This window comes from Micromonospora sp. ATCC 39149, assembly GCF_000158815.1.
Lineage (GTDB): Bacteria > Actinomycetota > Actinomycetes > Mycobacteriales > Micromonosporaceae > Micromonospora.
In genome coordinates this window covers 535,660-558,814 of record NZ_GG657738.1, presented here as the reverse complement: position 1 = coordinate 558,814, position 23,155 = coordinate 535,660, and the positions used below count along the sequence as shown (strand labels likewise).

Below are 23,155 nucleotides of genomic sequence, written 5' to 3'. Positions count from 1 at the left end.
CCGCAGTGAACGCGTCGCGCGTGTCAGGGTCGAGTTCGCGCTCGATGAGGGCGGGCCCGTCGAGTCCGGGCAGGCCGTGGTGCTCGGCGATGTTTCGGTGCGCGGCCATCCACCGCAGCCGGGTGCGGCGGCGCGCCTCCGGGGCGTGTGCGTACCTGTCCGGGCCGGAGAAGCCGACCCGGCCCTTGTTCGCGAAGATCCACGGGTGGCCGGTCTGGTGTCCCTCCAGCTCGGCGTGCGACAGCTCGGCGAGCTCCGCGACGGGCCGGCCGGTGGCCAGCAGATAAGCGTCGGCCGACAGCGTCGCGGCCAACTCGGACACCGTCAGCGCGGTCACCGCCGGGTCCAGGTCCCAGGCGGCGTGCAGGTCGAGAAGCAGCCGGTACGGGTCGGCCGGCTCCCCGTCCGACGCCGCGCGCACCACGGAGGCCGGCTCGATCCGCCAGGAGTCCATCGCGACGGCTCGACCGGTGAACTCGTAGGCGACCGCATCGGTGACGTGTACCCGGTACCGGCCTTCACCCAGCGGTTGCGGCTGGAGCGCCTGCTCGAACGACAGCTCGGCAATCATCTTGGCGGTCAGCGCCGCCGCGGCCCGCCGCCAGGTGTCGTCGGTCAGCTCAGGAGGGTCGAACACGGGTGGTCTCCGTCAGGGTCGGTGCGGCAGGCTCGGGTCGGTACAGCGGGTTGGCCACGCTGCCGTGCATCAGGTCGAAGTCGGCGTCGCGCTCGGCGCGTTCGTGGAAACCCCCGCCCGTCAGCTGCTCGCGGTTCAGCGCCACCTTGGCGAAACGGGGACCGAGCAGGTCGAACTCGGCGATCCGGTCGGCCAGCTCGGGGAAGCGGGCGTGGTACTCGTCGATCGGTTCGCGTACCAGCGACCAGAACAGCTCCTCCGGCACGCCGAGGTGTCGTTCGACGACGTCGGCGAAGAAACGGAAGTGCCCGGCGCAGATCGCGGACTGGATGGAGTGGGCCAGATCCGTCGCGGGCCAGCGGTGCAGCTTCGCGAACACCTCCGGCGGCAGTTGCGCGTACTCCGGCAGGTCGTCCGGCAGGATCTCCACGTCGGAGCTGAAGTCCTTGAGGGCGATCCGGGCCGGCCGCTCGGCGGCGTCGCTGATCAGCACAACGTTCTCGCCGTGCGGGGTGAACGATGTGCCGTACCGGTAGAGGTAGTGCAGCAACGGCGGCAGCAGTGCCCGCAGGAACGCCCGCAGCCAGCTGACCGGGTCCAGACCCGAACGCTGCACCAGCTCCGCCACCACCGCCCGCCCGTCGGACCCCTCCAGCAGCAACGTCGCCATCGTCCGGGCCCGCTCGCCGGGCTCCAGGTAGCTGTGCACCGGCTGCCGCCAGATGGCGCCGAGCAGCTCGTGGAAGCGGTACGGCGCGTCGGGCAGCTGCGCGAAGGTCGGATGCGCGACGCTGACCGACGCCACCTCACCGAGGACCACGACGCGGCACTCGTCGCGCAGGAACTCGTCGCCGTCCCGCAGGCCCTGCAGCCAGGTGGTCATCGGCGGCGCGCAGCCGGTCTGCGCCTCGCAGAGCCCGCGCCAGATCAACGTGTTGCGGATCATGAGCGGGACCTTGACGTTGCGTCGCCCCGGACGGTCCAGGTTGGTCAACGTACGGACCGACTGCAGCGGGCGGTAGCGGTCCGGCGCCGCACCGAGCATGATCATGCTGCCGTCGGCCAGTTGCGGGGCGAACAGCGGCATCACGATCTCGTCGGCCTGGAACGGATGCACCGGCAACCAGACGTAGGCGTCGGGCTCGCCGCCGCGCTCGCGGATCCGGGCGGCGAAGTCGGCCCTCGTCACGGCGTCCAGCTCGTCGGCGAGCAGCGCGTCGGCGGTCAGTCCCGGCACGGCGGTGTACCGGGCCAGCTCCGGCGCGACGGCGAACCAGATCAACTGCAGCTCACCGGCGGCCTCCGGGGTGTACCGGGCGGCATCGGCGGCGGAAAAGCCCAGCCGGCCCTTGTTCAGGATCAGGCACGGGTGACCGGTCTGGTGCGCCTCCAGGTCCTCGTGCGACAGATCGGCGAGTTCCTTCGCGGGGCGGGCGTTGGCCAGCAGTCGCACGTCGGCGACGTGTGTGGCGGTCAGGTCGCGTACCAGCTCGGCCAGCACCGCGCCGGACAGCCCGAGCACCGGATGGGCGTCGAGAATGAACCTGACCGGATCGGCGGCTTCGTCAGCGGTTCCGGCCGCGTGCCGGGTGATGCTCTCCGGTGCTATGCGCCACGCGTCGAACGTGGCGCGCCGCGCCCGGAAGGCGTACCGGACGTCGCCGGGCAGGATGACCGTCCACCGGTCCTCGGCACCGTCGGCGACGGGAACGATCAGGTCTTCGTAGGCCAGCTCGGCGATGGTGCGAGCCAGCAGGACGCGCCCGGCCGCGCGCCACATCCGCAGGTCTGCGGCCGGCTCGATCGCCTCAACGGACGGGTTCGGGGGCACTGCTCTCCTCCAGGACGACGGGTGCGACGACGGGTGCGGTGACGGGTGCGGCGACGGGTGCGGCGACGGGTCTGGTGACGGGTCCGGCGACGACGACGGCACGGCGGCGACGCACGGCCACCAGCACGGCGAGGACCGCGAAGACGGCGGCGCCGACGAACAGCGGCCCGGGCAACGCCACCGCCACGGCGGCGGTGGCGACGATCGGGCTGGCAAGCAGCGCGACCGTGCTGACGGTCTCCACCGCCGCGAACGCCGGGCCGCGGACACCGGTGGCGGCGAAGATCCGCAGGTCCAGCGCGATCTGACCGAAGCCGAGACCGACGCCGAAGACGAGCCGGCCGGCCGCCACCGCGGCCGGGTGCACGGAGACGGCCTGCATCAGCAGGCCGACGGCGGCGACGGCGCAGGCGGCCGGCAGAAGTGCCCGGCCAAGCCGCCGCCGGGCCACCTCGGCGGCGGGCAGCACGGCCAGGGCCGCGAGGCTGGGCAGCAGGAACAGCACGGCGGCGAGCATCGGGCCCGCGCCAGCTGCGTCGACGTACGCGGTGAAGAACGGCCGGACGACGTTGCGCCCGACCTCCACGACGAACACGATCGCCGCGACCAGCGCCACGCCCGCCCACACCGCACGCCGGGCGACCGTCGGTTCGGCGGCCGGGGCCTCGACCGGCGCCGCCGTCACGACTGTTTTCCGGCCGAGCACGCGGTGGCAGGCGAACGCGAGGATCACGTCGAACACGGCGAACGCGGCCAGGCCCACCCGCGGCTCCGGCAACGCCATGATCCCCGCCCCGAGCAGGGTCGCGGCCACCGTCGCCACGTGGGTGACGACGGCGAACGCCCGTACCTGCGGCAGCCTGTCGTCGCTGTCGCCGAGCGCGACCAGCGCCGGATACGCCAACGCCAGCGACATGGTCGCCGCCACCAACGCCACCGACACCACGGTGAACATCGCGAACGTCGGCGTGACGGCCAACGTCAGGTCCAGCACCGCCGCCGCGACGAGACCGGCCACCGCCAGCCGGTGCGCGGGCCAGCGGCGCGCCGCCAGGCCCCACAACGGCAGGGACACCACGGCGGCGGCCCGGCACGCCCACACGTACGTGCCGGTCGCCGTCAGGTCGGTCACCCCGAACAACTCCCGGAACAGCTGCGGGTAGAACGGGCTCAGCGCACTGTCGGCGATCATGTGCAGAGCCACGACGCCGAGCAGCACCAACCGGCCTGCTCGCCGGTTCACGTCGCGGTCCGTCGGTGCACGCGCGGCACGCCCGCGCTCACGCCTCGATCCCGAAACTGGTGTACGCCGTGCGCTCCGGCAGCCGGTACGCCTTGCCCCCGGTCAGCGCGTTGAGGATCGTGGCGCTGCGCCACGCCCCCAGGCCCAGATCCGGGGCGCCGACGCCGTGGGTGTGTGCCTCGGCGTTCTGTACGAACAGCGAGCCGGTGACGGCGGGATCGAGCGCGACACGGTAGTCGCTGTCCACCCGGTACCGTCCGCGCTCGTCGAGGTCGAGCAGGTCGGCGAGCGGGTCGAGCAGCGCCGGGCGCCGCGCCGCGTACCCGGTCGCGAGCACGACACGGTCGGTACGGACCTCGAACGTCCGGTCCTGCTGGGTCTGACGGCAGGTCAGTACGTACCCGCCGGCGTCGACGCCCGCCCCTTCGACGGCGACGTTGGCCATCAACGTCGCCGGCACGGTGCGACCGCCGATGCTGCGCTCGTAGAGCACATCATGGATCTCGGCGATGGTCTCGGCGCTGATCGCCTTGTACAGCTGCCACTGCGTGGGCAGCAGCCGGTCGCGGACCGGCTGGGACAACTGCCGGAAGTAGCGGGTGTAGTCCGGGGTGAAGTGTTCGAGGCCGAGCTTGGAGTACTCCATCGGGGCGAACGCCGGCGACCGGGTCAGCCACCGCACGTGCCAGCCGGTGTCGTCCGCGCGGCGCAGCAGGTCGAGGAAGACCTCGGCCCCCGACTGCCCGGACCCGATCACCGTCACGTCCCGCGCACCGGCCAGCGCCGGCGCGTGCTCCAGGTACCGCCCGGCATGGAACACGCGCGTGCCGAGCAACGGCTCCACCGACGGCGGTACGACCGGCTCGGTGCCGACGCCGAGCACCACGTTGCGGGCCGCCACCACGCGCAGCGCTCCGGTCGCGACGTCGCACAGCTCCACCAGGAACCGGCCGGCGTCCCACCGCACCGCCTGCACCAGGGTGCCGAACCGGCACGACGGCAACGACTCGGCCACCCACCGGCAGTAGTCGTCATACTCGCGGCGGGGGATCTGGAAGCGCTCGGCGAAGTAGAACGGGAACAGCCGATCGTGCCTGCGCAGATAGGCCAGGAACGACCAGCGGCTCGTCGGGTCCACCAGCGACACGAGGTCGGCCAGGAACGGCACCTGCAGGCGGGCACCTTCGAGCAGCAGGCCGGGATGCCAGCTGAACGCCTCTCGCCCGTCGACGAAGAGGGCGCGCACGTCATCCAGGGGTTCCGCGAGGGCGGCGAGGCCCAGGTTGAACGGTCCCAGGCCGACACCGACCAGGTCGTACTCGTCGATCATGCGGTTGTCTCCGTGACGGCGTCACCGGCGGCGCAGACGAGGTCCAACAGCGCGTCGACGTCCGCAGTGGTGGCGTGGGGGTTGAGCAGGGTCAGCTTGAGCCAGACGGCCCCGTCGATCTCGGTGCGACCGATGACGGCGGCACCGCCGCGCAGCAGCCGGCGGCGCAGTTCCGCGTTCACCGTGTCGACCCGTGCCGCGTCGGTGCGGTACCGGAAGACGACTGTGGTGAGCACCGGCGGCACGGCGAGTTCGAGCCGGTCGTCGGCGCCGACCCGGGCGGCGGCGTGCCCTGCCAGGTCGTGGCAGGCGTCGACGAGCCGGCCGATGCCATGGCGACCGAGTGCCCGGAATGTCACGGCCACCTTCAACGCGTCGACCCGCCGCGTGGTGCGCAGCGAATGCCCGAGCAGGCTCGGGTAGCCGGCCGCCTCGTCGTCGGCCGGGTTGAGGTACGCCACGCGGCGCGCCAGCGGGCGCAGCGCCTGCGCGGCGCCAGCCAGGAAGACCCCGGCGGCGACCGGCTGCCAGCCCAGCTTGTGCAGGTCCAGCGCGACGGAGTCGGCGTGGGAAAGGCCGTCGAGCAGACCGGCGAGCCGGTCGGAGAAGAGCGCACCGCCGCCGAATGCCGCGTCCACGTGCGACCACGCGCCGTACCGGTGCGCCACCGCCGCCACGTCGCGCAGCGGATCGATGCTGCCGAAGTCCGTGGTGCCGGCCGTGGCGACGACCGCCGCCGGGACGAGGCCGTCACGCACGGTCGCGGCGAGCTGATCGGCGAGGGCGCCGGGATCCATCCGGTACGCCGCGTCGGCGGCGACCGCGACTACCGAATCCTCGCCCAGCCCGAGCAGAGCGGCGTTGCGGCGCACCGAGAAGTGCGCCACTTCGCTGCAGAAGATCCGCAGTCGGCGGCCAGCGGCTCCCACGCCGTGTGCGGCGGCCGACCGCCCGGTCAGCTTCTCCACCGCGGCGTCACGCGCGAGCAGCAGGCCCATCAGGTTGGACTCGGTGCCACCGGAGGTCAGCACACCGGCGGCGTCGGCCGGGTAGCCGACGAGACCCGCGAGGGACCGGATCACCCACGGCTCCAGGGCGGTGGCCGAAGGCCCCTGGTCCCACGAGTCGAGCGACGGATTGAGGGCTCCGGCGACGACCTCGGCGGCCACCGCCACCGCCAGCGGCGGGCAGTGCAGGTGCCCGGCGCACCGCGGGTCGGCCGGATCGGCGGTACCGGCGGTCAGCTCACCGGCCACGGCAGTGATCGCCTCCGCCGCCCCCACCCCGTGCTCGGGCAGCGGGTCGCCGTCGAGTGCGGCGGCGACGGCAGCGGCGACACCGGCGGACCCGCCGGCCGGCAGCGGGCCGCCGCGTCGCTCGGCGCCAGCTGCCATGGCGCGCAACGCCACGGCGAGCAGCGGCGCGAGGGCGGCCGGTCCACCAGCTCCACCTGCCAGGTTGTCGGCACCCACGCCGACGGTGTCACGGGCGTGGGCAGCCAGGACGGCGGTCATGCCGGCACTCCGGCGTAGTCGCGCTCGGCCGCCGCGATCGCCTCGGCGAGCCGCTCCACGACCGTGGTCGCCTCGTCGTCGGTGATGGTCAACGGCGGGAGCAACCGCACCACGGCGTCGTTGCGTCCACCCAGCTCCACGAGGAGATCCCGCCGAAGGCACTGACTGCGGATCTCCCGGGCGATGTCCGGGGCGGCAGGTCGGGCACCGCGGGCGTCGGATTCGGCGTCCGGCCGGACGATCTCGACACCGATCATGAGGCCGCGTCCGCGAACCTGCCCGATGCAGGGCTGCCGGGTCTGCACGGTCCGCAACTCACGCATGATGCGATCGCCGACCTCGGCTGCGCGCTGCGCAAGACCCGCCTCGGCGACGTACCGCAGCGTTGCCGTGCCGGCGGCCATCGCCAGTTGGTTGCCGCGGAACGTTCCGGTGTGCGCCCCGGGCGCCCAGCTGTCCAACTCCTCGCGGTAGACGATGACCGCCAGCGGCAGACTGCCGCCGATAGCCTTGGACAGCACCATCACGTCCGGAATCACGCCACTGTGCTCAACGGCCCAGAATGCGCCGGTACGGCCGACGCCCGTCTGGACCTCGTCGACGATCAGCGGAATGCCGTGGGTGGCGGTGAGTTGCCGCATCCGCCGCAACCAGCTGTCGGGCGCCGGAATGGTCCCACCTTCGCCCTGCACCGGTTCGACGATCATTGCAGCGGGAGGGAGCATCCCGGAGTGCGAGTCGGTCAGCAACGTCTCCAGGTACCGCACACCGATGTCGGTGCCCATGTCGCCGCCGATCCCGAAAGGACACCGGTAGTCGTACGGGAACGGCAGGCGGGTGACGTCGAGGCCGGTTGTCCCGAGTGGAGCCTTGACCTCCACGTTGGCGCTGACGGCGAGAGCGCCGGCCGTCATCCCGTGGTAGGCGCCGGTGAACGTGAGGACGTTGCGCCGCCCGGTGACCGTCCGGGTCAGCTTGAGCGCCGCCTCGACGGCGTCAGTGCCGGCGGGCCCGCAGAAGTGCACACGCCAGCCGCTCGGCCCGCCCGGCATCGTCTCCAGCAACACACTGGTGAACTCGTCCTTTTCGGACGTGCCCAGGTCGAGCACGTGCAGCGGGGCCCCGGAGTCCAGCACCCGACGGATGGCCTCGACGACCACGGGATGGTTGTGGCCGAGCGCCAAGGTGCCGGCGCCGGACAGGCAGTCGAGGTAGTGCCGCCCGTCCGCACCCTCGATCGTCATCCCACGCGCCCGGACCGGCACGATGGGGAACGACCGGGCATAGGTGCGTGCGGCGGACTCACGACGCCGCTGCCGCTCCAGAACGGCAACAGGGGACGGGTCGTCAGACCATGCAGAGGCGAGAGCCATAAGACCTCCTAGGTTAGGCTCACCTAACCATAGGGGTCAACGGCTGCGCTATCTGCCCCCGGCCCCCACGCTGGTGCGGCCGTCTCGGGCAGTCCCACAGGTAGTCGTCGCTGCCGCTACAGCCACAGGTACGAGCCAGCGCACCTGGAGGCGGTCAGGCCGCCCGGTGGGCGGCCAGGAAGTCGGCCAGCACCCGGGTGTGGGTGGAGAAGGCCAGCTCAACCGGCTCGGTGAGCACAAGCCACTCGGTCGCCTCCTCGGTGGGCGCCGACGGCGGCAACTCCTCGACCGCTCGCTCGGGCAGCGTCCCGAACACCATCATGGTGCCGCCGGCCGGCGCCCCGTGCACCGCCAACAACTCCGCGTCCTCGGCGGACGCCACCAGCCCCGTCTCCTCCCACAGCTCCCGGACCAGGGCCTCCTGCCACGCCTCGCCGTACTCGATGAAGCCGCCGGGCAGGGCGAGCAGTCCGCGCGCGGGCTCGATGTCCCGGCGGACCACGACCACGCCGAGGCCGACGTCGGTGCGTACCGGCAACACCGCGACCGCGACCGGCGTCGGGTTGCGCCACACGGTCTGGCCGCAGGCCACGCACACCCGGGGCCAGCCGGCTTCCGGCGGGTAGCCCGTGCCGCAGTAGGAACAGTGGGAGTATGGTGCGCCGGTCACGCGGGGCACGTTACCGCGCCGGCCGCGCGCTGCCGGCAGGGGTGGCCGGCGCGAGCCGGCGCTCGCCGCCCGGGCGCAGTCGACCGCCGTGCCTGCGCCGCCCCGCCCGCCGCCCGAGCCGCCCCACCCCGCCTGCCGCCTGCGCCGTCCGGAACCGCCCCGATTGTGGACAGTTGTTGTTCGTCGGCCAACAGTGCCCAGGCGACGACACTTGTCCACATCGGTCGGTGGTCGATGGCGCTCCGGGTGGTCGCCCTCGGCGGGTCAGCCGGCCGGGGCCCCCGTGTACGCCTCCGTGGTTCGCTGCGCCGCCGCGGCCGCCTGGGCCGGATCGGTGCCGGCCGCCGCGCTCGCCTCGCCCCAGAGCGTGCTGATCGTCGCCAGGAACTCCCGGCCCTCAGCCGACGCCGCCCACTCGGCGCCCTGCACGGCGGGGTTGTCGTCGCCGCCGTCCCCGGCGCGCAGGTAGGTGGCCAGCCCGACCAGCCCCATGTCCCAGCCGACCCCGACCGCGCCGGGCCCGAACTGGTCCCAGATCGCGTCGTCGACGTGCGCGACGTGCTCCAGCGTGAACCGGGTCCGGTCGCCGGGCTCCGGGGACAGGCGCACCTCGATCCAGCTCACCTGGTCACCCATCTCCCAGGTGGCGGCGAAGCTCTCCGGCGGGTCGCAGCGTTGCACCTCGCCGCCCGCGTTGCCCTCGAACTGGTACCGGCCGTGCAGGCGCAGTTCGCCGCTGATCGGCAGGAACCAGCGCGGAATGCGCTCGATGTTGGTGCAGGCGTCCCAGACGTCCTCGACCGGTGCGTCGTACGTCTGGCTGATGGTCATCACCCGGGCCTGCCCGGCGGGCAGCACGCGGCTGCCCACCCGGCGCTCCACGCCGCTGACCTGGTGCGTGGCGTCGATCATTCTGGTCTCCTCTTCTCGGGTTCCTCGGCCTCCGTGGCCAGCCGGCGTTCCCGGCGGCCCCGCGCGAGCTCGGTGGCCAGGGCGTGCAGGGGCGGGGTCCAGAACCGGCGGAAGTGGCCGAGCCAGTCGTCGACCTCGCGCAGTGGCTCGGGGTTCACCGCGTACAGCCGGCGGGCCCCCTGCGGGCGCACCGTGGCGAAACCGCTGTCGCGCAGCACCCTCAGGTGTTGGGACACGGCCGGCTGGGAGATGCCGAACTCCGCTTGGATCACCTCGCAGACGGACCCGGCGCTCCGCTCACCCTCGGCGAGCAGTTCGAGGATCCGCCTGCGCACGGGCTCGCCCAGAACGTCGAAGGCATGCACCCCATCTTTATATCAGAGCATTCTTATATAAGCTACTGCTGTTATCGGTCGGGTGGCGTGTCGAAGCCCGTCGGTGGCGGTCGTACGAGGGGGAAGGTGGAATGTGGCAGCCGGCCCCGGACGGCCACCTGCTGCGGGCTGTGGGGGCCTCCAGCGGTGGCCGTTGACCTGAAGCGGAGCCGCCGGCCCGGGTGTGGGGCGGTGGTCAGTCGCGCAGGGTGCGCAGGATGCGGGCCAGGTGGGCCCGATCGGCCGGGCTGAGCCCGCCGAAGAGGCGTTCGGCCTCGGCGTACCGGGCGGTGCGGATCGCCGCGCCGACGCGTACCCCCTCGTCGGTGGGGGTGACCAGGGTGGCCCGCCGGTCGGCCGGGTCGGGGCGGCGGGCGACCAGGCCGCGCTCCTGGAGGCCGTCGACCACCTCGGTGGCGGAACGCGGCGCGATGCGCAGGTGCTCGGCCAGCGTGCTGAGCCGCATGGCGCCGTGTCGGGTGAGTATGCCCAGCGCGCGGGCGTGCCCGGGGTTGATCTCCCACGGTGCGAGGGTCTGCCGGGACAGGTGCCGCAGCCGCCGGGCGACGGCCCAGAAGCTCTCGGCCAGGCCCTCCTCGTCGGGACTCGCCGGAGTGTCAGGGCTCACCGGAATGTCGGCGCTCACCGGAATACGGTAGCAGCAACTACTGTTGTCACCTCATGATGAGGTAACCTCATTATTGTCGTCCCGACCGAAGGGCGTCCCTTGGACACACCCCCCACCCACCGCGAGAGCCGAGGCGGCCCCCGCACCGTCAGCCCCGCCGAGAAGGCCCAGGCCCGGCAGGTGTCGCTGCGCCGCGTCGGCCGGCTCTTCGCCCCGTACCGCTGGCAGCTCGTGGCCGTCACCGCGATCATCGTGGCCTCCTCGATCGTCGCCATGGCGTCGCCGTTCCTGCTGCGTACGGTGATCGACCGGGCCCTGCCCGAGCGCGACCTGACGTTGCTGGCCCGGCTGGTCCTCGGCATGATCGCCGTCGCCGTCGTGACCGCGGCCCTCGGCGTGGTCCAGACCTGGCTCTCCACCCGCGTCGGCCAGCAGGTCATGCACCGGCTGCGCACCGACGTCTTCACCCACCTGCACCGGCAGTCCATCGCGTTCTTCACCCGCACCCGCACCGGCGAGGTGCAGTCCCGCATCACCAACGACATCGGCGGCATGCAGACGGTCGTCACCTCCACCGCCACCTCGATCGCGTCGAACCTCACCACCGTCGTCGCCACCGCCGTGGCCATGGTGGCGCTGTCCTGGCGGCTGTCGCTGATCTCCCTGGTCGTGCTGCCCCCGTCGATCTGGCTCACCCGCCGGGTCGCCCGGATGCGACGGGAGATCACCGCCCAGCGGCAGCGGGAGCTGGCCGACCTCAACGTCACCATCGAGGAGGGGCTGTCGATCAGCGGCGTGCAGCTCAGCAAGACCCTCGGCGCGGGCGGCGCGCTCGTCGACCGGTTCGCCGCCTCCTCCGCCCGCCTGGTCGACCTGGAGCTGCGCTCCGATCTGGCCGGCCGCTGGCGGATGGCCTCGATGAGCGTCATCTTCGCCGCCATCCCCGCGCTCATCTACCTCGGCGCCGGCCTGCCCGGGGCCGCCGGCACACTCAGCATCGGCACCCTGGTCGCGTTCACCGCCCTCCAGGGCGGGCTGTTCCGCCCGCTCATGGGCCTGCTCGACGTGGGCGTGTCACTCACCGCCTCGATGGCGCTGTTCGCCCGGATCTTCGAGTACCTCGACCTTCCCGTCGAGGTCGACGACCCCGCGCGGCCGGTCGACATCGACCCGCGCCGGGTCCGTGGCCACGTGCGGATCGAGGGCGTCACCTTCACCTACCCGGGCAGCGACACCGCCGCCCTGGCCGGCGTCACCCTCGACGTCCCGGCCGGCACCAGCCTGGCCGTCGTCGGACACACCGGCTCCGGCAAGAGCACCCTCGCCGCCCTGGTCTGCCGCCTGCACGACCCCACCGCCGGCCGCGTCACCATCGACGGCGTCGACCTGCGCGACCTGCGGCTGACCGACCTGGCCGCCGTCGTGGGCGTGGTCGGCCAGGAGACCTACCTGCTGCACACCACCGTGCGGGAGAACCTGCGCTACGCCCGGCCGGACGCCACCGACGCCGAGATCGTCGGCGCTGCCCGCGCCGCGCAGATCCACGACGTCATCGCCGCCCTCCCCGAGGGGTACGACACCATGGTCGGCTCGCGGGGACACCGCTTCTCCGGCGGGGAGAAGCAGCGCCTCGCCATCGCCCGCACCCTGCTGCGCGACCCCCGGGTGCTGGTCCTCGACGAGGCCACCAGCGCGCTGGACACCGAGACGGAGCGCGCGGTGCAGCGGGCGTTCGACGAGCTGGCCCGGGGACGCACCACGATCACCATCGCCCACCGGCTCTCCACCGTGCGCGACGCCGACCAGATCGCTGTGCTCGACCACGGCCGGATCGTCGAGTCCGGCACGCACGCCAGCCTGCTCGACCGCGCCGGCCGGTACGCCACCCTCGCCGCCTGACGGCCCGCCCGATTCCATCTGACAGCCCGCCTGATTCCATTTCGGCCACGGCCCCGGCGGTTCTGGCAGGCACGTCGATCCGCGCCTACCATCGAGCGACCGGTTGTTCTTTGCGCGGCACAACGGGGTGTTTCTCTCGCTGAGACGGCGGGTCCGACGAATTCGCGGACTGTTCGGCGATTCTGGGAATGGGGGCACATGGCCGGCGAGAGGTTTCCCGAGCAGGACCGGCGGGCGTACGCCGAGTTCCACCGGCTGGTGGAGCTGGTCGAGTCCATGGTGCTGCGACCCAGGCGCGGCGGCTGGCGGCTGCCGCTGCTGTGCCTGGTCTCCCGGCCCCAGACGGCGTCGCCGCTGGCCATGATGGCGCACGTGTTCGCCGGCGAGGAGCGCCGGGTGCCGCACGTGCGCATCGACGCCACCGGCCGGGACGTGCGCGCGCTGCTGCACGAGGCGTACACGGGGCTGGCGGCCGGGAACTTCGGGGGCGCGGACCGGCTGGGGTTCCGCCACTACGCGCTGGCCGACGGGCTCATGCAGGTGGACCTGTCCGGCGTGCCAACCAACCGGCGACGCCGGGAGCTGGCCCAGCAACTGCGCGAGCGGATCTCGCAGCGGGCGGCCTGGGACGGGCAGCAGGCGCCACCGGACCTCGGCGGGTGGCCCGGCCTGCTGCTGTGGCTGACCCTGCGGGTCCTGCCCGGTCTGATGTTCCGGCTGCTGACCACCGGCTGGCTGTTCGGCGCGGGCCGCCGGTTCCGCTGGTTCATGCGTCAGCAGTACCTCGCGCCCGAACTCGCGGCGGGCGACTTCTTCGCCTTCGCCAGCCGGCTCACCGTCCCGTCCCGGGAGACGGAGGACCAGGAGCAGATCGACCTGCTGCTGGTGCACGCGTTCCTGCAGGACCTGCGCGTGGAGTACCGTCGCCGGCCGTGGCGGCTCAAGCCGTGGCGGCGCACCGCCTGCCCGGTGATCCTGCTGGACGGCCTCGCGCCGGGCAACGGCGGATACGCCCTGGTCAAGCTCATCAACGCGGTCCGCGACGAGACGGGGCGCTCCGACCCCCTGCTGGTCATCACGAACGGCCACGACGTGCCGCCGGACGGGCTGTCGCCGACCGACCCGGCCGTCGCCGGCCAGCTCGTGCCGCTCGACGGGGTGGAGGGGGCGTACCGGGCGTGGCGCAGCGGCCTGCCCCGGGCGCGGCGGGCCCGGGAGGACAATGCCTGGTACCTCCAGGTGGAGATGCCCCCGGCGGACCTGACGCCCTTCCGTAACCGGCTGTCCCGGATCGTGCCGCCGCGCTCGCCGTGGCTGGCCCGGCCGGTCGCGCTGGCCGCGCTGACCGCCGTGGTGCTGACCACCTTCGGTGTGTGGCAGATCCCCGGGCAGGTGCAGCGGTGGCGGGCGGACTGCGAGTGGCCGCCGTCGGCCGCGGACGGGCTGGTACGCACGACGGTGCGCGACGGCCAGTGCGTCGGCTACAGCGACCACGGGCGGCAACTGTTCAGCCGGGACGAGTCGCTGCTCGCCGTGCAGCGGCAGATCTTCGACCAGAACCGGGAGGTGGAGGCGGCGTGGGCCGTCCGCCGGGACCGCCCCCGGGTCACGCTTGTCTACTTCGGTTCGCTGACCAAGCCCGACGCGCTGCCGGGGGAGGAGACCTTCGCCGGTGAGCGGGAGGAGTTGCAGGGCATGGCGGCGGCCCAGCGCCGGGCGTACCTGGAGGCCAACGAGAGCCGGGCCAACCCGTACCTGCGGATCGTGATCGCCAACGCGGGCCAGGAGATGCGGTACTCCGCCGACGTGGTGGGGATGCTGGCCGACCTGGCCCGCGACGATCCGACGGTGCTCGGCGTGGTCGGGCTGGTGGAGAGCCGCAAGGCGGTGCAGGACGCGATCAAGGCGCTGGGCGATCTCAACCTTCCCGTCCTCGCGCCGACGCTGTCGGCCGACCGGATCGCCGATGCCTCCAGCCGGTACCTGCAGATCTCCGCGCCCAACATCGACGAGGCCACCCTCGTGCACGACCACGTCACCGAGGTGCTGAAGAAAAAGCGGGTCTTCAACTTCTACACCTACGGCAACGTCGACCCCGACGAGGGCGCGCGCAACGACCTCTACGTCAACACGCTGCGCGACGGGCTACGGGCCCGGTTCGGCAACGACGCCTACCAGGAGACGTACTGGCGGCAGGGGGTCGACCTCACGCCGGTCTGCGCCGACCGCTTCGGCGACGGCGTGGTCTTCTTCGGCGGGCGGTACACGGAGTTCGGCGCGTTCGCCAGCAGGCTGGCGGAGAACTGCAGCGGCCGGGTGCCGCTGCTGATCGGCGACGACTCGGTCAACCGGTACCTGGCGAACACCGCCGCCCGCCGGCCCGCGCCGGAAAGCCTGCCCCTGGCGTACGTGGTCAAGGGCGAGCTGGCGTACTGCAACCGGATCATCGGCGCGACCGACATCGAGCGCAAGCTCTTCCTCAACGACGTGCGGACGGTGCTGTCGCTGTGCCAGTCCAACTCGCACATCGGGGAACGGGTCGGGCTGGCCTACGACGCGACCCGGCTGCACCTACGGGCGGTGCAGAACATCGCCGGCAACCTCTCCGCCCCGGCCGGCCGGGAGTGGAACCCCCGGGAGGTCACCCCGACGACGGTGTACGTCAACATCCGCGACGTCGCCGACCCCGCGTACCGGGGGGTGACCGGGCTGATCCGGTTCGACGCCAACGGCATCGCGGTCGGCAAGCGGCTCACGCTGCTCTGCGTGCCCAACATCCGAAAGGCGTTCGACTCGCCGTCGGACGTGCCGAGGGAGATCGACCGGCACCCGATCGACCCGGCGGAGAACGAGCTGTACGGCACCCCGCCGCCCACCCGCCGGGCGTGCACCACCCAGGGGTGAGCGTGGCCCCGCCGGGCTCGCGGGGCGGAGCCCGGCGAGCTGGACGTATATTTCGCGCTTGGCGGTGACCAGGCCGCGCCGGTCGAGCACGTAGCCGGTCAGCCAGATCCAGCCGTGGTACGTCGGCAGATCGGGCACCGACGCCACGCGGAAGGTGAGAGTCCGGTCCCGGCGAACTGCACCGAGGCCCGGCCGTCGACGATCAGCAGGTCACCGGGGGGCCGGGCGCACCGCTACCAGCGCCCCCGGTTGGGCGGAGCGTCGTCCGGCGGGACGCACTCCCGGGCGTGCATGACCTGCCAGTCGCGCAGCGCCCGTTTCAGCCGGTCGTTCTCCTGGACCAGCAGCCGCACCTCCTCGTGCAACCCGGCCAGCTCGTCGGCCAGCCGGGACTGGAACTCGCGTACCTGATCCGTGTCGACGCCCCGCCGACGCGGGTCGAACGCCCAGGTACGCACCTCGTGCGGGGTCAGCCGGTCGGGCCGGCCCGTGCCGTAGAGCCGGCCGCCTCGATACACGTGGGCCACGACGATCCTTTCCGGGGCAGGGAGGCGTGGGGGGGAGCCGTGCGGTGGGCCGGGACGGGCGTGCACACCCGCCCCGACCAGGCGACGAACGTCCCAAGCCCGAGCCCGACGATCCCACTACCAGCGCAGACTCGGCCACTTAGCTTGAGACTTACTCGTCTAGGGCTCGAGCGTGGCGGGCATGCTGAAGGCGGCGACGTGACGGGCACCGATGAAGGCGTTGCTCTCTACGATCTTCCCGTTCTCGATCCGGAGTACGTCGACGACCAACGCCTCGTAGTGCGGGCTGCCGGGCCGGCGGAGATAGTTGATCAGTGCCGGGCGCCCGTTGGCCGAGGTGGGGAACGTACGCCAGTCGAGCGGTCGGCCGAGGAACTCGGCGGCCGCGTCGATCCCGACGACCGGCGGCTCGGGCGGCATCGTGATCCGTACGTCCTCGGCGAGCAGTGCCCGGATCGTCTCCGGGTCCTTCGCGTTGGCGTAGCGGCGCAGGATCTCTTCGTCCTCACTGGTGAGCTGCGGGCGGCGCCAGTCCTTCGGGTCCGACGGAGCGCGCCGCCGGAGGGTGTGGCGGGCCCGCTGGAGGAGGCTGTTGACGGCCGCCACGGCGGTGTCGAGCGCGGCGGCGATCTCCTGCGGCGTCCAGCCGTAGACGTCGCGCAGCACGAAGGCCGCCCGCTGCCGCGGCGGCAGGTACATGAGCGCTGCGATCACGGCCAGCTCGACGGTCTCCCGGGCGGCGAGACCGGTCTGCGGATCGTCGGCCAGCAGGGCGTCGGGATAGGGACCGAGCTCGGTGGACCACTCCAGCGGATCACCGTACGGTACCGCCCGGTGACCGGCCGCCTTGCGGCTGTCGAGGAAGACGTTCGTGGCGATCCGGTAGAACCAGGTGCGCGCCGACGCCCGACCCTCGAAGCGGTCGCGAGCCCGCCAGGCACGCAGGAAGGTCTCCTGCACCAGGTCGTCCGCGTCGGTGACGTTCCCGGCGAGGCGGTAGCAGTGGACGTGTAGCTCACGCCGGTGTTCGTCGAAGGCGCGCTGCAGCCAGACCGCCTGATCATCAGGCGAGTCGGACATGTGATTTCCCCGGGGCTGAGTGGTCCTCACAACCGTACTGACGACCGCGGACCCCATCCGTCATCGGTCACCGATGACGATCGCCGACTCGGTCGTCTGTACCTGTGACCGATCCCCACTCCACGAAGGAGATAGCCATGACGGCAACCCCCGCGTCCAGCGCCGCCGCGCCCCCGGTCGTCGACCGGGAGACCTGGCTGCGCGAGCGCGACGAACTGCTGGTCCGGGAGAAGGCCCATACCCGCGAAGGAGACGCGATCGCAGCCGCTCGTCGTCAGCTGCCGATGACCTTGATGCCGACGGTGACGGTGCGGGGCCCTGGCGGGGACACCCCGCTGGTGGAGGTGTTCGAGGGCCGCCGGATGCTCATCGCCTACTTCCACATGTGGCACGACGGCAAACCGTACGAGCATCAGTGTGAGGGGTGCACCTTCTCGACCTGTCACATGCAGATGCTGGACTACCTGCACGCTCGGGACGTCACCTACGCCGTGTTCTGCCAGGGTCCCTACGACGAAAGTGCCCCGTTCGCGGAGTTCATGGGCTATAGGTTCCCCTGGTATTCGGCGAAAGACTCCGACCCGGCTCTGGCCGACGGTCGTGACTTCGGGTTCATCGCGTGCTACCTGCGCGACGGCGACGAGGTCTACGAGACCTACTGGACCACCGGGCGGGGCGTGGAGGCGTTGATGACCACCTACCACGCCCTGGACCTCACGGTGTACGGCCGGCAGGAGAACTGGGAGAACTCGCCTGAAGGCTGGCCGCGGGTCACCGGGCACCCGTGGCGTCTCAACGGCCGCCCCACCGCGCAATGGTCACGCCCCGGCGTCGCACCGCGATGACGTCCTGATGATCGAGGTGATCATGCTCGGGTCGGCCGCGGTGTCAGCCTGCTGCTGCGTCGTGCCGCGGGCGGGCGCTTCCCGCAGAGCCGAATGCTTGCGGGTGCGACGGTGGCTGTCATGGTCGCGGTGACCCTCGACGCCGCACCGGTTGTGCAGCACCCGGGCACGCTGCTGCTCCTGGCCTTGGCGGTGGCAATCGTCGTCGGCGGTCCGACCGAGCGCGGCCCGGAGCTGGAGTGGCACCGTATGGCCGGGGCTACCGTTCCACCTCGACTGTCCCGTCCTGGCGGACCGGCGGCTGCTGCCCCGCCCCGGGGAATCCGAGGCTCCATCCGTGCTATGGGAGAAGATCCTTCTTCGCCGGTCGGGCACGAGATATCTCGAAAGACCTCGACACCTTGTGCCGTTGACCGATCCGCCTCACCCGGGAGTTCCTCGACAAGGTTGCCCGATCCGATGCTGTCTTCGTCATTGCCAACGGCGGATACGCGGGGGTGAGCGTCTGCATCGAAGTGGGCTACGCCGTGGGCCTGGGCAAGGCCGTCGTGTTCTCCGAGCAGCCGACCGAGTTCGCCCTGCGCGCGTTGGTCGACGCGGTGGTGCCGGTCGACGAGATCGGTGAAGCGGTGCGCCGGATCGACAGGGCCGCACCGCGCCCCGGAGGCCCCGCGTGATCGTGGCCGCCTCCGGCTCGTCGAGCCGCCTGCACGGCCTGTTCGCCGACCTCAGCGCCCGGCTTCAGCTGCTGCATGATGCGACCGGTTCAGCTCGCTGAGCGCCGAAGGCGCGCCGCCCACGGGCCGCCGGCCGGCGTCGTCGCCGACCCGGCGGCCCGTTCCGCACGGCGTGTCGCCCCCCACCCGACGCCTCACGTGCAGGGGCGCGCCCCCAGGTACGTGCTGCCGTCGCCGGTGCCGCCCTCCGGGTCGAGGGCGTAGACGTGGATCTGGGTGCCGGGCGAGCACCCGGACAGCGCGAACCGGAAGCCGTGTACGCCGGTGATGCCGAAGTACGAGTTCACGTCCGGCCGGTTGGTCGCGGTCGGGAAGTCACCCAGGTACGTTCCGAGGCCCGCCGGCCCGCCCCGGTAGACGGCCACCGCCGACGAGGTCCCCGGCTGGTCCGTGTCGACCGCCCAGCCCTCCACGGTGGACCCGGTGAGCAGCTCGAAGTTGCCGCGCGGCGGCGAGGTCCAGCGGAACACCCGGGTGTCGCCCGCGTTGAACGGCAGGTTCGCCAGCTGCGAGCAGCTGCGGCACAGCTCGACGTCGCTGGGGTACAGGGCGGTCTCGTACACCCGAGGCATGGCCTGCGGCAGCCGTACTGTCCGCACGCCGGTGGTGCCGGCGTGCAACATCAGCATGTTGCCGGCCGCCTCCACCGTGTCGCCGGCCGGTGCGAAGTGGTGCACCCCGGCGTCCTCGCTGATCTTGCGCAGCGCGGCCAGGGGAAGTTTGGGCGCGGCGGCGTACACCGACGTCCAGCTTCCGCCCGCGACGGGGATCGACTTGCGCGCCAGCGAGACCCCGCCCGCCTGGTACGTGCCCAGCGTCGTCGCGCCCGCGTCGGTGACGGTGAACCACGGCGTCAGCGGGTACGCCGGCCCGCCGCTCTGCCCGACGAACGAGTAGTTCTGCCCCAGGGCGGGCGTCCCGGTGCCCTTGGCGACCGTGATGCCGGTGAGCGCGGCCATCGAGGCGGTGGAGGCGGCCTGGTCGCCCTGCACGTACCCGGCGGCGTACAGCGACAGCACGGTGCGGCCGGGCGTCTTCAGTTTGGTGTCGATCGCCGCGCGTACCGTCGAGGACACCGCGTAGGCGTTGGGTAGGACGGCGAGCTTGATCGCGCTCAGGTCGAGGTTGCCCTTGGTCAGGTCGCTGAGCAGGTAGTGCCGCACGGGCGTGCCCAGCCGGGTCAGGTCGTCCACCAGGTTGGAGAGCTGGTCGCTGGCGAAGGCGTACGAGTTCTCCCCGGCGGGGGTCAGGGCGGGCTGGTAGTTGGCCGACACGTCGTCGACGAACACCGCGACCTGCGGCTGGTAGGCGTTCGCCCCGCCGTGCTGGATCCTGTCGGCGGCCCGGAACACGGACTGGAGGTTCGCCCACAGGGTTTCCGAGTCGCCGGTGCGCGCCGGGTCGCCGAACCAGCCGACCCCCTGCAGGTCCAGAAAGTGCAGCGCCCGGCCGCCGATCGCGGCGGTCATCAGGTTGCGGCGCAGCAGGCGGATGCTGTCCCACAGGTTCGTGGCGGTCTGGAAGGGGATCGGCTGGCAGTTCGTCGGCGCGCAGGCCAGCAGGGTGCGCGTGTCGTCCTCGTCCAGCCACAGCTTGTTGGCCAGCCGCATGGTGTCCGGCGGTCCCTGCTGGACGAAGCCGTTGCCCAGGCTCCGGCTGGCACCGTACGAGTAGGGCACGCCGATGATGTCCACGGACGGGCTGGCGACCAGCGTCGCCAGGTCATTGCTTCCGCTGATCGCCAGCTCGGTGCGCAGGCCGTAGAGGTAGCCGTAGAACGTGGCGGTGAGGATGCGGTTGCCGGTCACCTGCTTGGCCTTGGCGAGCAGGCGGGTGATGGCCGCGACGTTGCGCGACGACATGTACTGGTTGTACTTGGCGGCCCGCAGCGAGTTGATGTCGGCCGGGTCCAGCACGGTGCCGCGTGACGCCCCGGAGGCCGGTGGCGACTGGCCGGGCACGGCGTTGTTGCGTTCGGTGGGCGTGGCCGATCGGCAGCCCGGGATTAGGCTCGCCGGCAGGGCGCTCCACGCGCAGAAGCCGGACTCGGCGCTGCCGGAGTAGTCGTCCAGGTAGAACGAGTGCCGTCCGCGCGGGCCGGGCTGGGTGCCCGAGTCGTTGGTCCACGGGTAGAGCTGGCAGACCCGCACGCCGTCCGGGCCGGTGGCGCAGAGGTTCGGCGCGCCCCAGTCCAGCATCTTGTTGGCGGTGTCGTCGTAGCCGTAGGGCCGGAAGAACCACTCGCCGCCGTTCTCGTAGGTGATCATCAACGCCATGACCCGGCCGGGGTACTGGGAGTCCATCCGCGTCAGCACGCGGGCGATCTGCTGTTCCTGGTAGGCCAGCCACGCCTCGCCGAGCGTCCACGGGTGGCCCGCGCCGTTCGTGTCGTCGCGCACGTTGCCCTGGAGGTCCTTCATCCGCATGGGCTCCGCGCCGGGCGGTGCGTCCTGGAGGTACATCCGCACCATCAGGTACGGCCTGGGATTGAGTTGGTTGAGCCTGCCGGCCAGCTGGTCGATGAACGCGTCGCTGGTGTTGTTGAGGTGCACCTGGAGCATGGGTGCGACGTTCATTTCCGTCGCGGCCGTGTTCGCGGCGGCCAATTGGGCCTGGTAGTTGAAGTACGACCAGTTGTTCTGCCCGATCGGCGCGCTCTGCGTGTTCAGCGCCATGAAGAACGGTGTGGTCGTTCGGCAGCCGCCCTGGTCGCACAGTTGGATCACCTTGCGGCCGTTGCGGTTGACGATCTGCGACTGGGGCCCCGACCAGCCGTCGGCGTGGGCGTACGTGGTGGGCAGGATCGGGGTGAACGGCACCAGGACCAGTGCGACCAGGATGGCGAGCAGTCGTCTCATGCGTCCTCCCGACGCTGTTTCTGACGGTGGGCGGGAGCGGCGGGGACGGGCGGGTCGCGACCACGGGATGTCCGGGTCGCGTCCCGCCCTCGGCCGGCGGAACAGGCTAGAGGAGCAGGTATCCGAGCGGCCCCTCGGTGATCTGCCCTTCGCAGTTGGAGGCCGCGGAGTCGAAGTGCTCCCCGTTGCCGCGCACCATGCACCGGTAGACGAGCTGGTGGGGTGCGGCCGGCGGTGAGCCGTAGGCGTAGCCGATCAACCCGAGGAAGGTGCGTCCCTCGCAGGTGGCGGCCGGGGAGGTGAACCTGTCGCTGCCCACCTGGCACTGGTAGAGGGGATGCGTGCCGGCGACCTGGCTGGTGTGCACCTTTCCGAGGCTGCCCTCGGCCTGGTAGCCGCTGCCGGGGTGGGTGGTGGAGCTGACGTGGTCCCGACCGGACCAGTACCGGGTGAGCGTGGCGGTGCCGGGGGCCGGCGGTGCCGAGCCGGTGTACAGCAGGCGGTTCGGCGAGCCCGTGCCCGGGTTGGTGATCTTGTTGGGGGTCGAGGCGTCGAAGAGGGCGCCGGCCACCTGGGCCGGCGTCAACCCGGAGTTCCCGGCGAGGACCAGCGCGGCGGCGCCCGCGACGTGCGGGGCGGCCATCGACGTGCCGCTGAGCGTGGCGGTGGCGGTGTCGCTCGCGTTGGACGCCGAGACGATGCCGTCCCCAGGGGCGAAGATGTCGGTGCAGGTGCCCCAGTTCGAGAACGACGCGCGGGCGTCCGTCGTGGTGCTGGCGTTCACGGTGATCGCCTCGGCGACCCGGGCCGGGCTGAAGCCGCACGCGTCGCCGTTGCTGTTGCCGGAGGAGATGGAGTAGACGATGCCGTCGGCGATGGAGTTGCGCACCGCGTCCTCGAGGGCGCTCTGCGCGCCGGTGGCACCGAGGCTCATGTTGGCGACGGCCGGCACGCCGGCGGCGTGGTGACCGGTCACCCAGTCGACACCGGCGGTGACGCCGGCCAGGGTGCCGCTGCCGCTGCAACCCAGCACCTTGACCGCGACCAGGGAGACCCCCTTGGCCACGCCGTACTGGGAGCCGCCGATGGTGCCCGCGACGTGGGTGCCGTGGCCGTTGCTGGAGCAGTCCGAGTCGCGGCCGTCGCCGGTGGTGTTGGTGCCCCACGTGGCTCTGCCGCCGAAGGTGGTGTGCGTGGTCCGGACACCGGTGTCGATCACGTACGCGCGCACGGTCGACGCCGTCGTCGGGTACGAGTAGCTGACGTCCAGCGGCAGGTCGCGCTGGTCGATCCGGTCCAGGCCCCAGGACGGCGGGCTGGGCTGGGTGTCGAGCGCACGGACGACCCGGTTCTGCTCGACGTACGACACGTCGGCCTCGGCCGCCAGTCGTCGTGCGGCTGTCCGGGTCATCGTGCCGGCGAAGCCGCGCAGCGCGTGCTCGTAGGTGTGCTCCACCTCGACGTCGTACTTCGCCGCCAGCCGCCCGGTCAGCGCGGCGGTGCCCGCGCGACTGTCGTCGGCGGCCGGGTGGTCGTCGAACACGACGAGGTAACTGCCGGCGATCGCGTTAGGACCCCCGGCTCCTCGCACTTGTCCCGCAGCAGTTGCCGGCGATGCAATTCCCGTTGCCATGACGGTTGTCGCGGCAGCAATCGCGATCAGGGTGGCCGCATTCCGTCGACGTACTCGACTGTGATCCATGTCCGTGGATGATTCAGTCTTAATTTGCCAGTGTCAATGCATTGCACTCTCGTTGCCAATTCACGTACTGAGGCGTCGGAGTTCACCCCCA

Annotated in this window: 18 protein-coding genes and 1 pseudogene; 4 read left to right on the top strand and 15 right to left on the bottom strand. The window is 71.9% G+C overall.

Annotation, left to right across the window (positions count from 1 at the left end; all coding sequences use genetic code 11):
* The 10 genes from MCAG_RS33255 to MCAG_RS02285 form a co-directional block, all read right to left on the bottom strand.
* On the bottom strand, positions 1-637 hold a 637-nt coding region (locus tag MCAG_RS33255; RefSeq protein ID WP_304412182.1), incomplete at its 3' end, for an IucA/IucC family protein.
* On the bottom strand, positions 621-2,468 hold the full coding sequence (locus MCAG_RS02325) for an IucA/IucC family siderophore biosynthesis protein (protein ID WP_198141470.1): 1,848 nt from the start codon (positions 2,466-2,468) through the stop codon (positions 621-623). The genes MCAG_RS02325 and MCAG_RS33255, both read right to left, overlap by 17 nt.
* Positions 2,446-3,711 (bottom strand): MFS transporter, encoded by a 1,266-nt coding sequence (locus MCAG_RS32020; protein ID WP_036371998.1) that lies wholly within the window; start codon positions 3,709-3,711, stop codon positions 2,446-2,448. Before MCAG_RS32020 ends, MCAG_RS02325 begins: the two co-directional genes overlap by 23 nt.
* Before the next feature lie 37 nt (positions 3,712-3,748).
* Positions 3,749-5,041: a lysine N(6)-hydroxylase/L-ornithine N(5)-oxygenase family protein gene (locus MCAG_RS02315; protein WP_007071381.1), complete on the bottom strand. Its 1,293-nt coding sequence runs from the start codon at positions 5,039-5,041 to the stop codon at positions 3,749-3,751.
* A complete protein-coding gene (locus tag MCAG_RS02310) occupies positions 5,038-6,555 on the bottom strand; it encodes a pyridoxal-dependent decarboxylase (protein ID WP_050777821.1) in 1,518 nt (505 codons plus the stop codon). Before MCAG_RS02310 ends, MCAG_RS02315 begins: the two co-directional genes overlap by 4 nt.
* Complete coding sequence (locus tag MCAG_RS02305; RefSeq protein WP_007071379.1) at positions 6,552-7,928, bottom strand: diaminobutyrate--2-oxoglutarate transaminase family protein; 1,377 nt, start codon at positions 7,926-7,928, stop codon at positions 6,552-6,554. Before MCAG_RS02305 ends, MCAG_RS02310 begins: the two co-directional genes overlap by 4 nt.
* A 154-nt stretch (positions 7,929-8,082) precedes the next feature.
* Positions 8,083-8,598: an NUDIX domain-containing protein gene (locus MCAG_RS02300; protein WP_036371995.1), complete on the bottom strand. Its 516-nt coding sequence runs from the start codon at positions 8,596-8,598 to the stop codon at positions 8,083-8,085.
* A gap of 264 nt (positions 8,599-8,862) precedes the next feature.
* Positions 8,863-9,510 (bottom strand): SRPBCC family protein, encoded by a 648-nt coding sequence (locus MCAG_RS02295; RefSeq protein ID WP_007071377.1) that lies wholly within the window; start codon positions 9,508-9,510, stop codon positions 8,863-8,865.
* Entirely contained in the window at positions 9,507-9,875 is a 369-nt protein-coding gene (locus tag MCAG_RS02290; protein WP_007071376.1) for a helix-turn-helix transcriptional regulator, read from the bottom strand. The genes MCAG_RS02295 and MCAG_RS02290 overlap by 4 nt, the downstream gene beginning before the upstream one ends.
* Before the next feature lie 205 nt (positions 9,876-10,080).
* A complete protein-coding gene (locus MCAG_RS02285; RefSeq protein WP_007071375.1) occupies positions 10,081-10,530 on the bottom strand; it encodes a MarR family winged helix-turn-helix transcriptional regulator in 450 nt (149 codons plus the stop codon).
* Between the two features lie 81 nt (positions 10,531-10,611).
* Between MCAG_RS02285 and MCAG_RS02280 the strand changes: the two genes are divergently transcribed.
* Both MCAG_RS02280 and MCAG_RS02275 read left to right on the top strand, forming a co-directional pair.
* Positions 10,612-12,411, top strand: a complete 1,800-nt coding sequence (locus MCAG_RS02280) for an ABC transporter ATP-binding protein (RefSeq protein WP_007071374.1) — start codon at positions 10,612-10,614, stop codon at positions 12,409-12,411.
* A 198-nt stretch (positions 12,412-12,609) separates the two neighbouring features.
* On the top strand, positions 12,610-15,315 hold the full coding sequence (locus MCAG_RS02275; protein ID WP_007071373.1) for a hypothetical protein: 2,706 nt from the start codon (positions 12,610-12,612) through the stop codon (positions 15,313-15,315).
* Here the strand turns inward: MCAG_RS02275 and MCAG_RS34315 are convergent.
* The 3 genes and pseudogenes from MCAG_RS34315 to MCAG_RS02265 form a co-directional block, all read right to left on the bottom strand.
* Positions 15,316-15,521, bottom strand: a pseudogene (locus MCAG_RS34315) (hypothetical protein); the annotation flags it as partial.
* Positions 15,522-15,548: 27 nt separating this feature from the next.
* Entirely contained in the window at positions 15,549-15,842 is a 294-nt protein-coding gene (locus MCAG_RS02270) for a DivIVA domain-containing protein (RefSeq protein WP_232290048.1), read from the bottom strand.
* A 159-nt stretch (positions 15,843-16,001) separates the two neighbouring features.
* The gene (locus MCAG_RS02265) at positions 16,002-16,922 is read right to left on the bottom strand and encodes an RNA polymerase subunit sigma-70 (RefSeq protein ID WP_036371992.1); all 921 of its coding nucleotides are present in this window, start codon (positions 16,920-16,922) and stop codon (positions 16,002-16,004) included.
* Between the two features lie 137 nt (positions 16,923-17,059).
* Between MCAG_RS02265 and MCAG_RS02260 the strand changes: the two genes are divergently transcribed.
* Positions 17,060-17,767 carry a DUF899 family protein gene (locus MCAG_RS02260; protein WP_036371989.1) on the top strand — a complete coding sequence of 236 codons (708 nt, stop codon included), beginning with the start codon at positions 17,060-17,062 and terminating at the stop codon, positions 17,765-17,767.
* 497 nt (positions 17,768-18,264) lie between these two features.
* Positions 18,265-18,444, top strand: a complete 180-nt coding sequence (locus MCAG_RS02250; RefSeq protein WP_007071369.1) for a hypothetical protein — start codon at positions 18,265-18,267, stop codon at positions 18,442-18,444.
* Between the two features lie 194 nt (positions 18,445-18,638).
* Here MCAG_RS02250 and MCAG_RS02245 read toward each other — a convergent pair whose 3' ends face one another.
* Complete coding sequence (locus MCAG_RS02245) at positions 18,639-21,362, bottom strand: hypothetical protein (RefSeq protein ID WP_007071368.1); 2,724 nt, start codon at positions 21,360-21,362, stop codon at positions 18,639-18,641.
* Positions 21,363-21,468: 106 nt separating this feature from the next.
* Positions 21,469-22,905, bottom strand: a complete 1,437-nt coding sequence (locus tag MCAG_RS02240; RefSeq protein WP_232290047.1) for a S8 family peptidase — start codon at positions 22,903-22,905, stop codon at positions 21,469-21,471.
* Between the last annotated feature and the right edge of the window lie 250 nt (positions 22,906-23,155).

Coding starts and splice junctions, on each gene's coding strand:
- MCAG_RS02315 (WP_007071381.1), bottom strand. CDS start 5,041: ATGATCGACGAGTACGACCTGGTCGGTGTCGGCCTGGGACCGTTCAAC.
- MCAG_RS02310 (WP_050777821.1), bottom strand. CDS start 6,555: ATGACCGCCGTCCTGGCTGCCCACGCCCGTGACACCGTCGGCGTGGGT.
- MCAG_RS02305 (WP_007071379.1), bottom strand. CDS start 7,928: ATGGCTCTCGCCTCTGCATGGTCTGACGACCCGTCCCCTGTTGCCGTT.
- MCAG_RS02295 (WP_007071377.1), bottom strand. CDS start 9,510: ATGATCGACGCCACGCACCAGGTCAGCGGCGTGGAGCGCCGGGTGGGC.
- MCAG_RS02275 (WP_007071373.1), top strand. CDS start 12,610: ATGGCCGGCGAGAGGTTTCCCGAGCAGGACCGGCGGGCGTACGCCGAG.
- MCAG_RS02265 (WP_036371992.1), bottom strand. CDS start 16,922: ATGTCCGACTCGCCTGATGATCAGGCGGTCTGGCTGCAGCGCGCCTTC.
- MCAG_RS02260 (WP_036371989.1), top strand. CDS start 17,060: ATGACGGCAACCCCCGCGTCCAGCGCCGCCGCGCCCCCGGTCGTCGAC.
- MCAG_RS02245 (WP_007071368.1), bottom strand. CDS start 21,362: ATGAGACGACTGCTCGCCATCCTGGTCGCACTGGTCCTGGTGCCGTTC.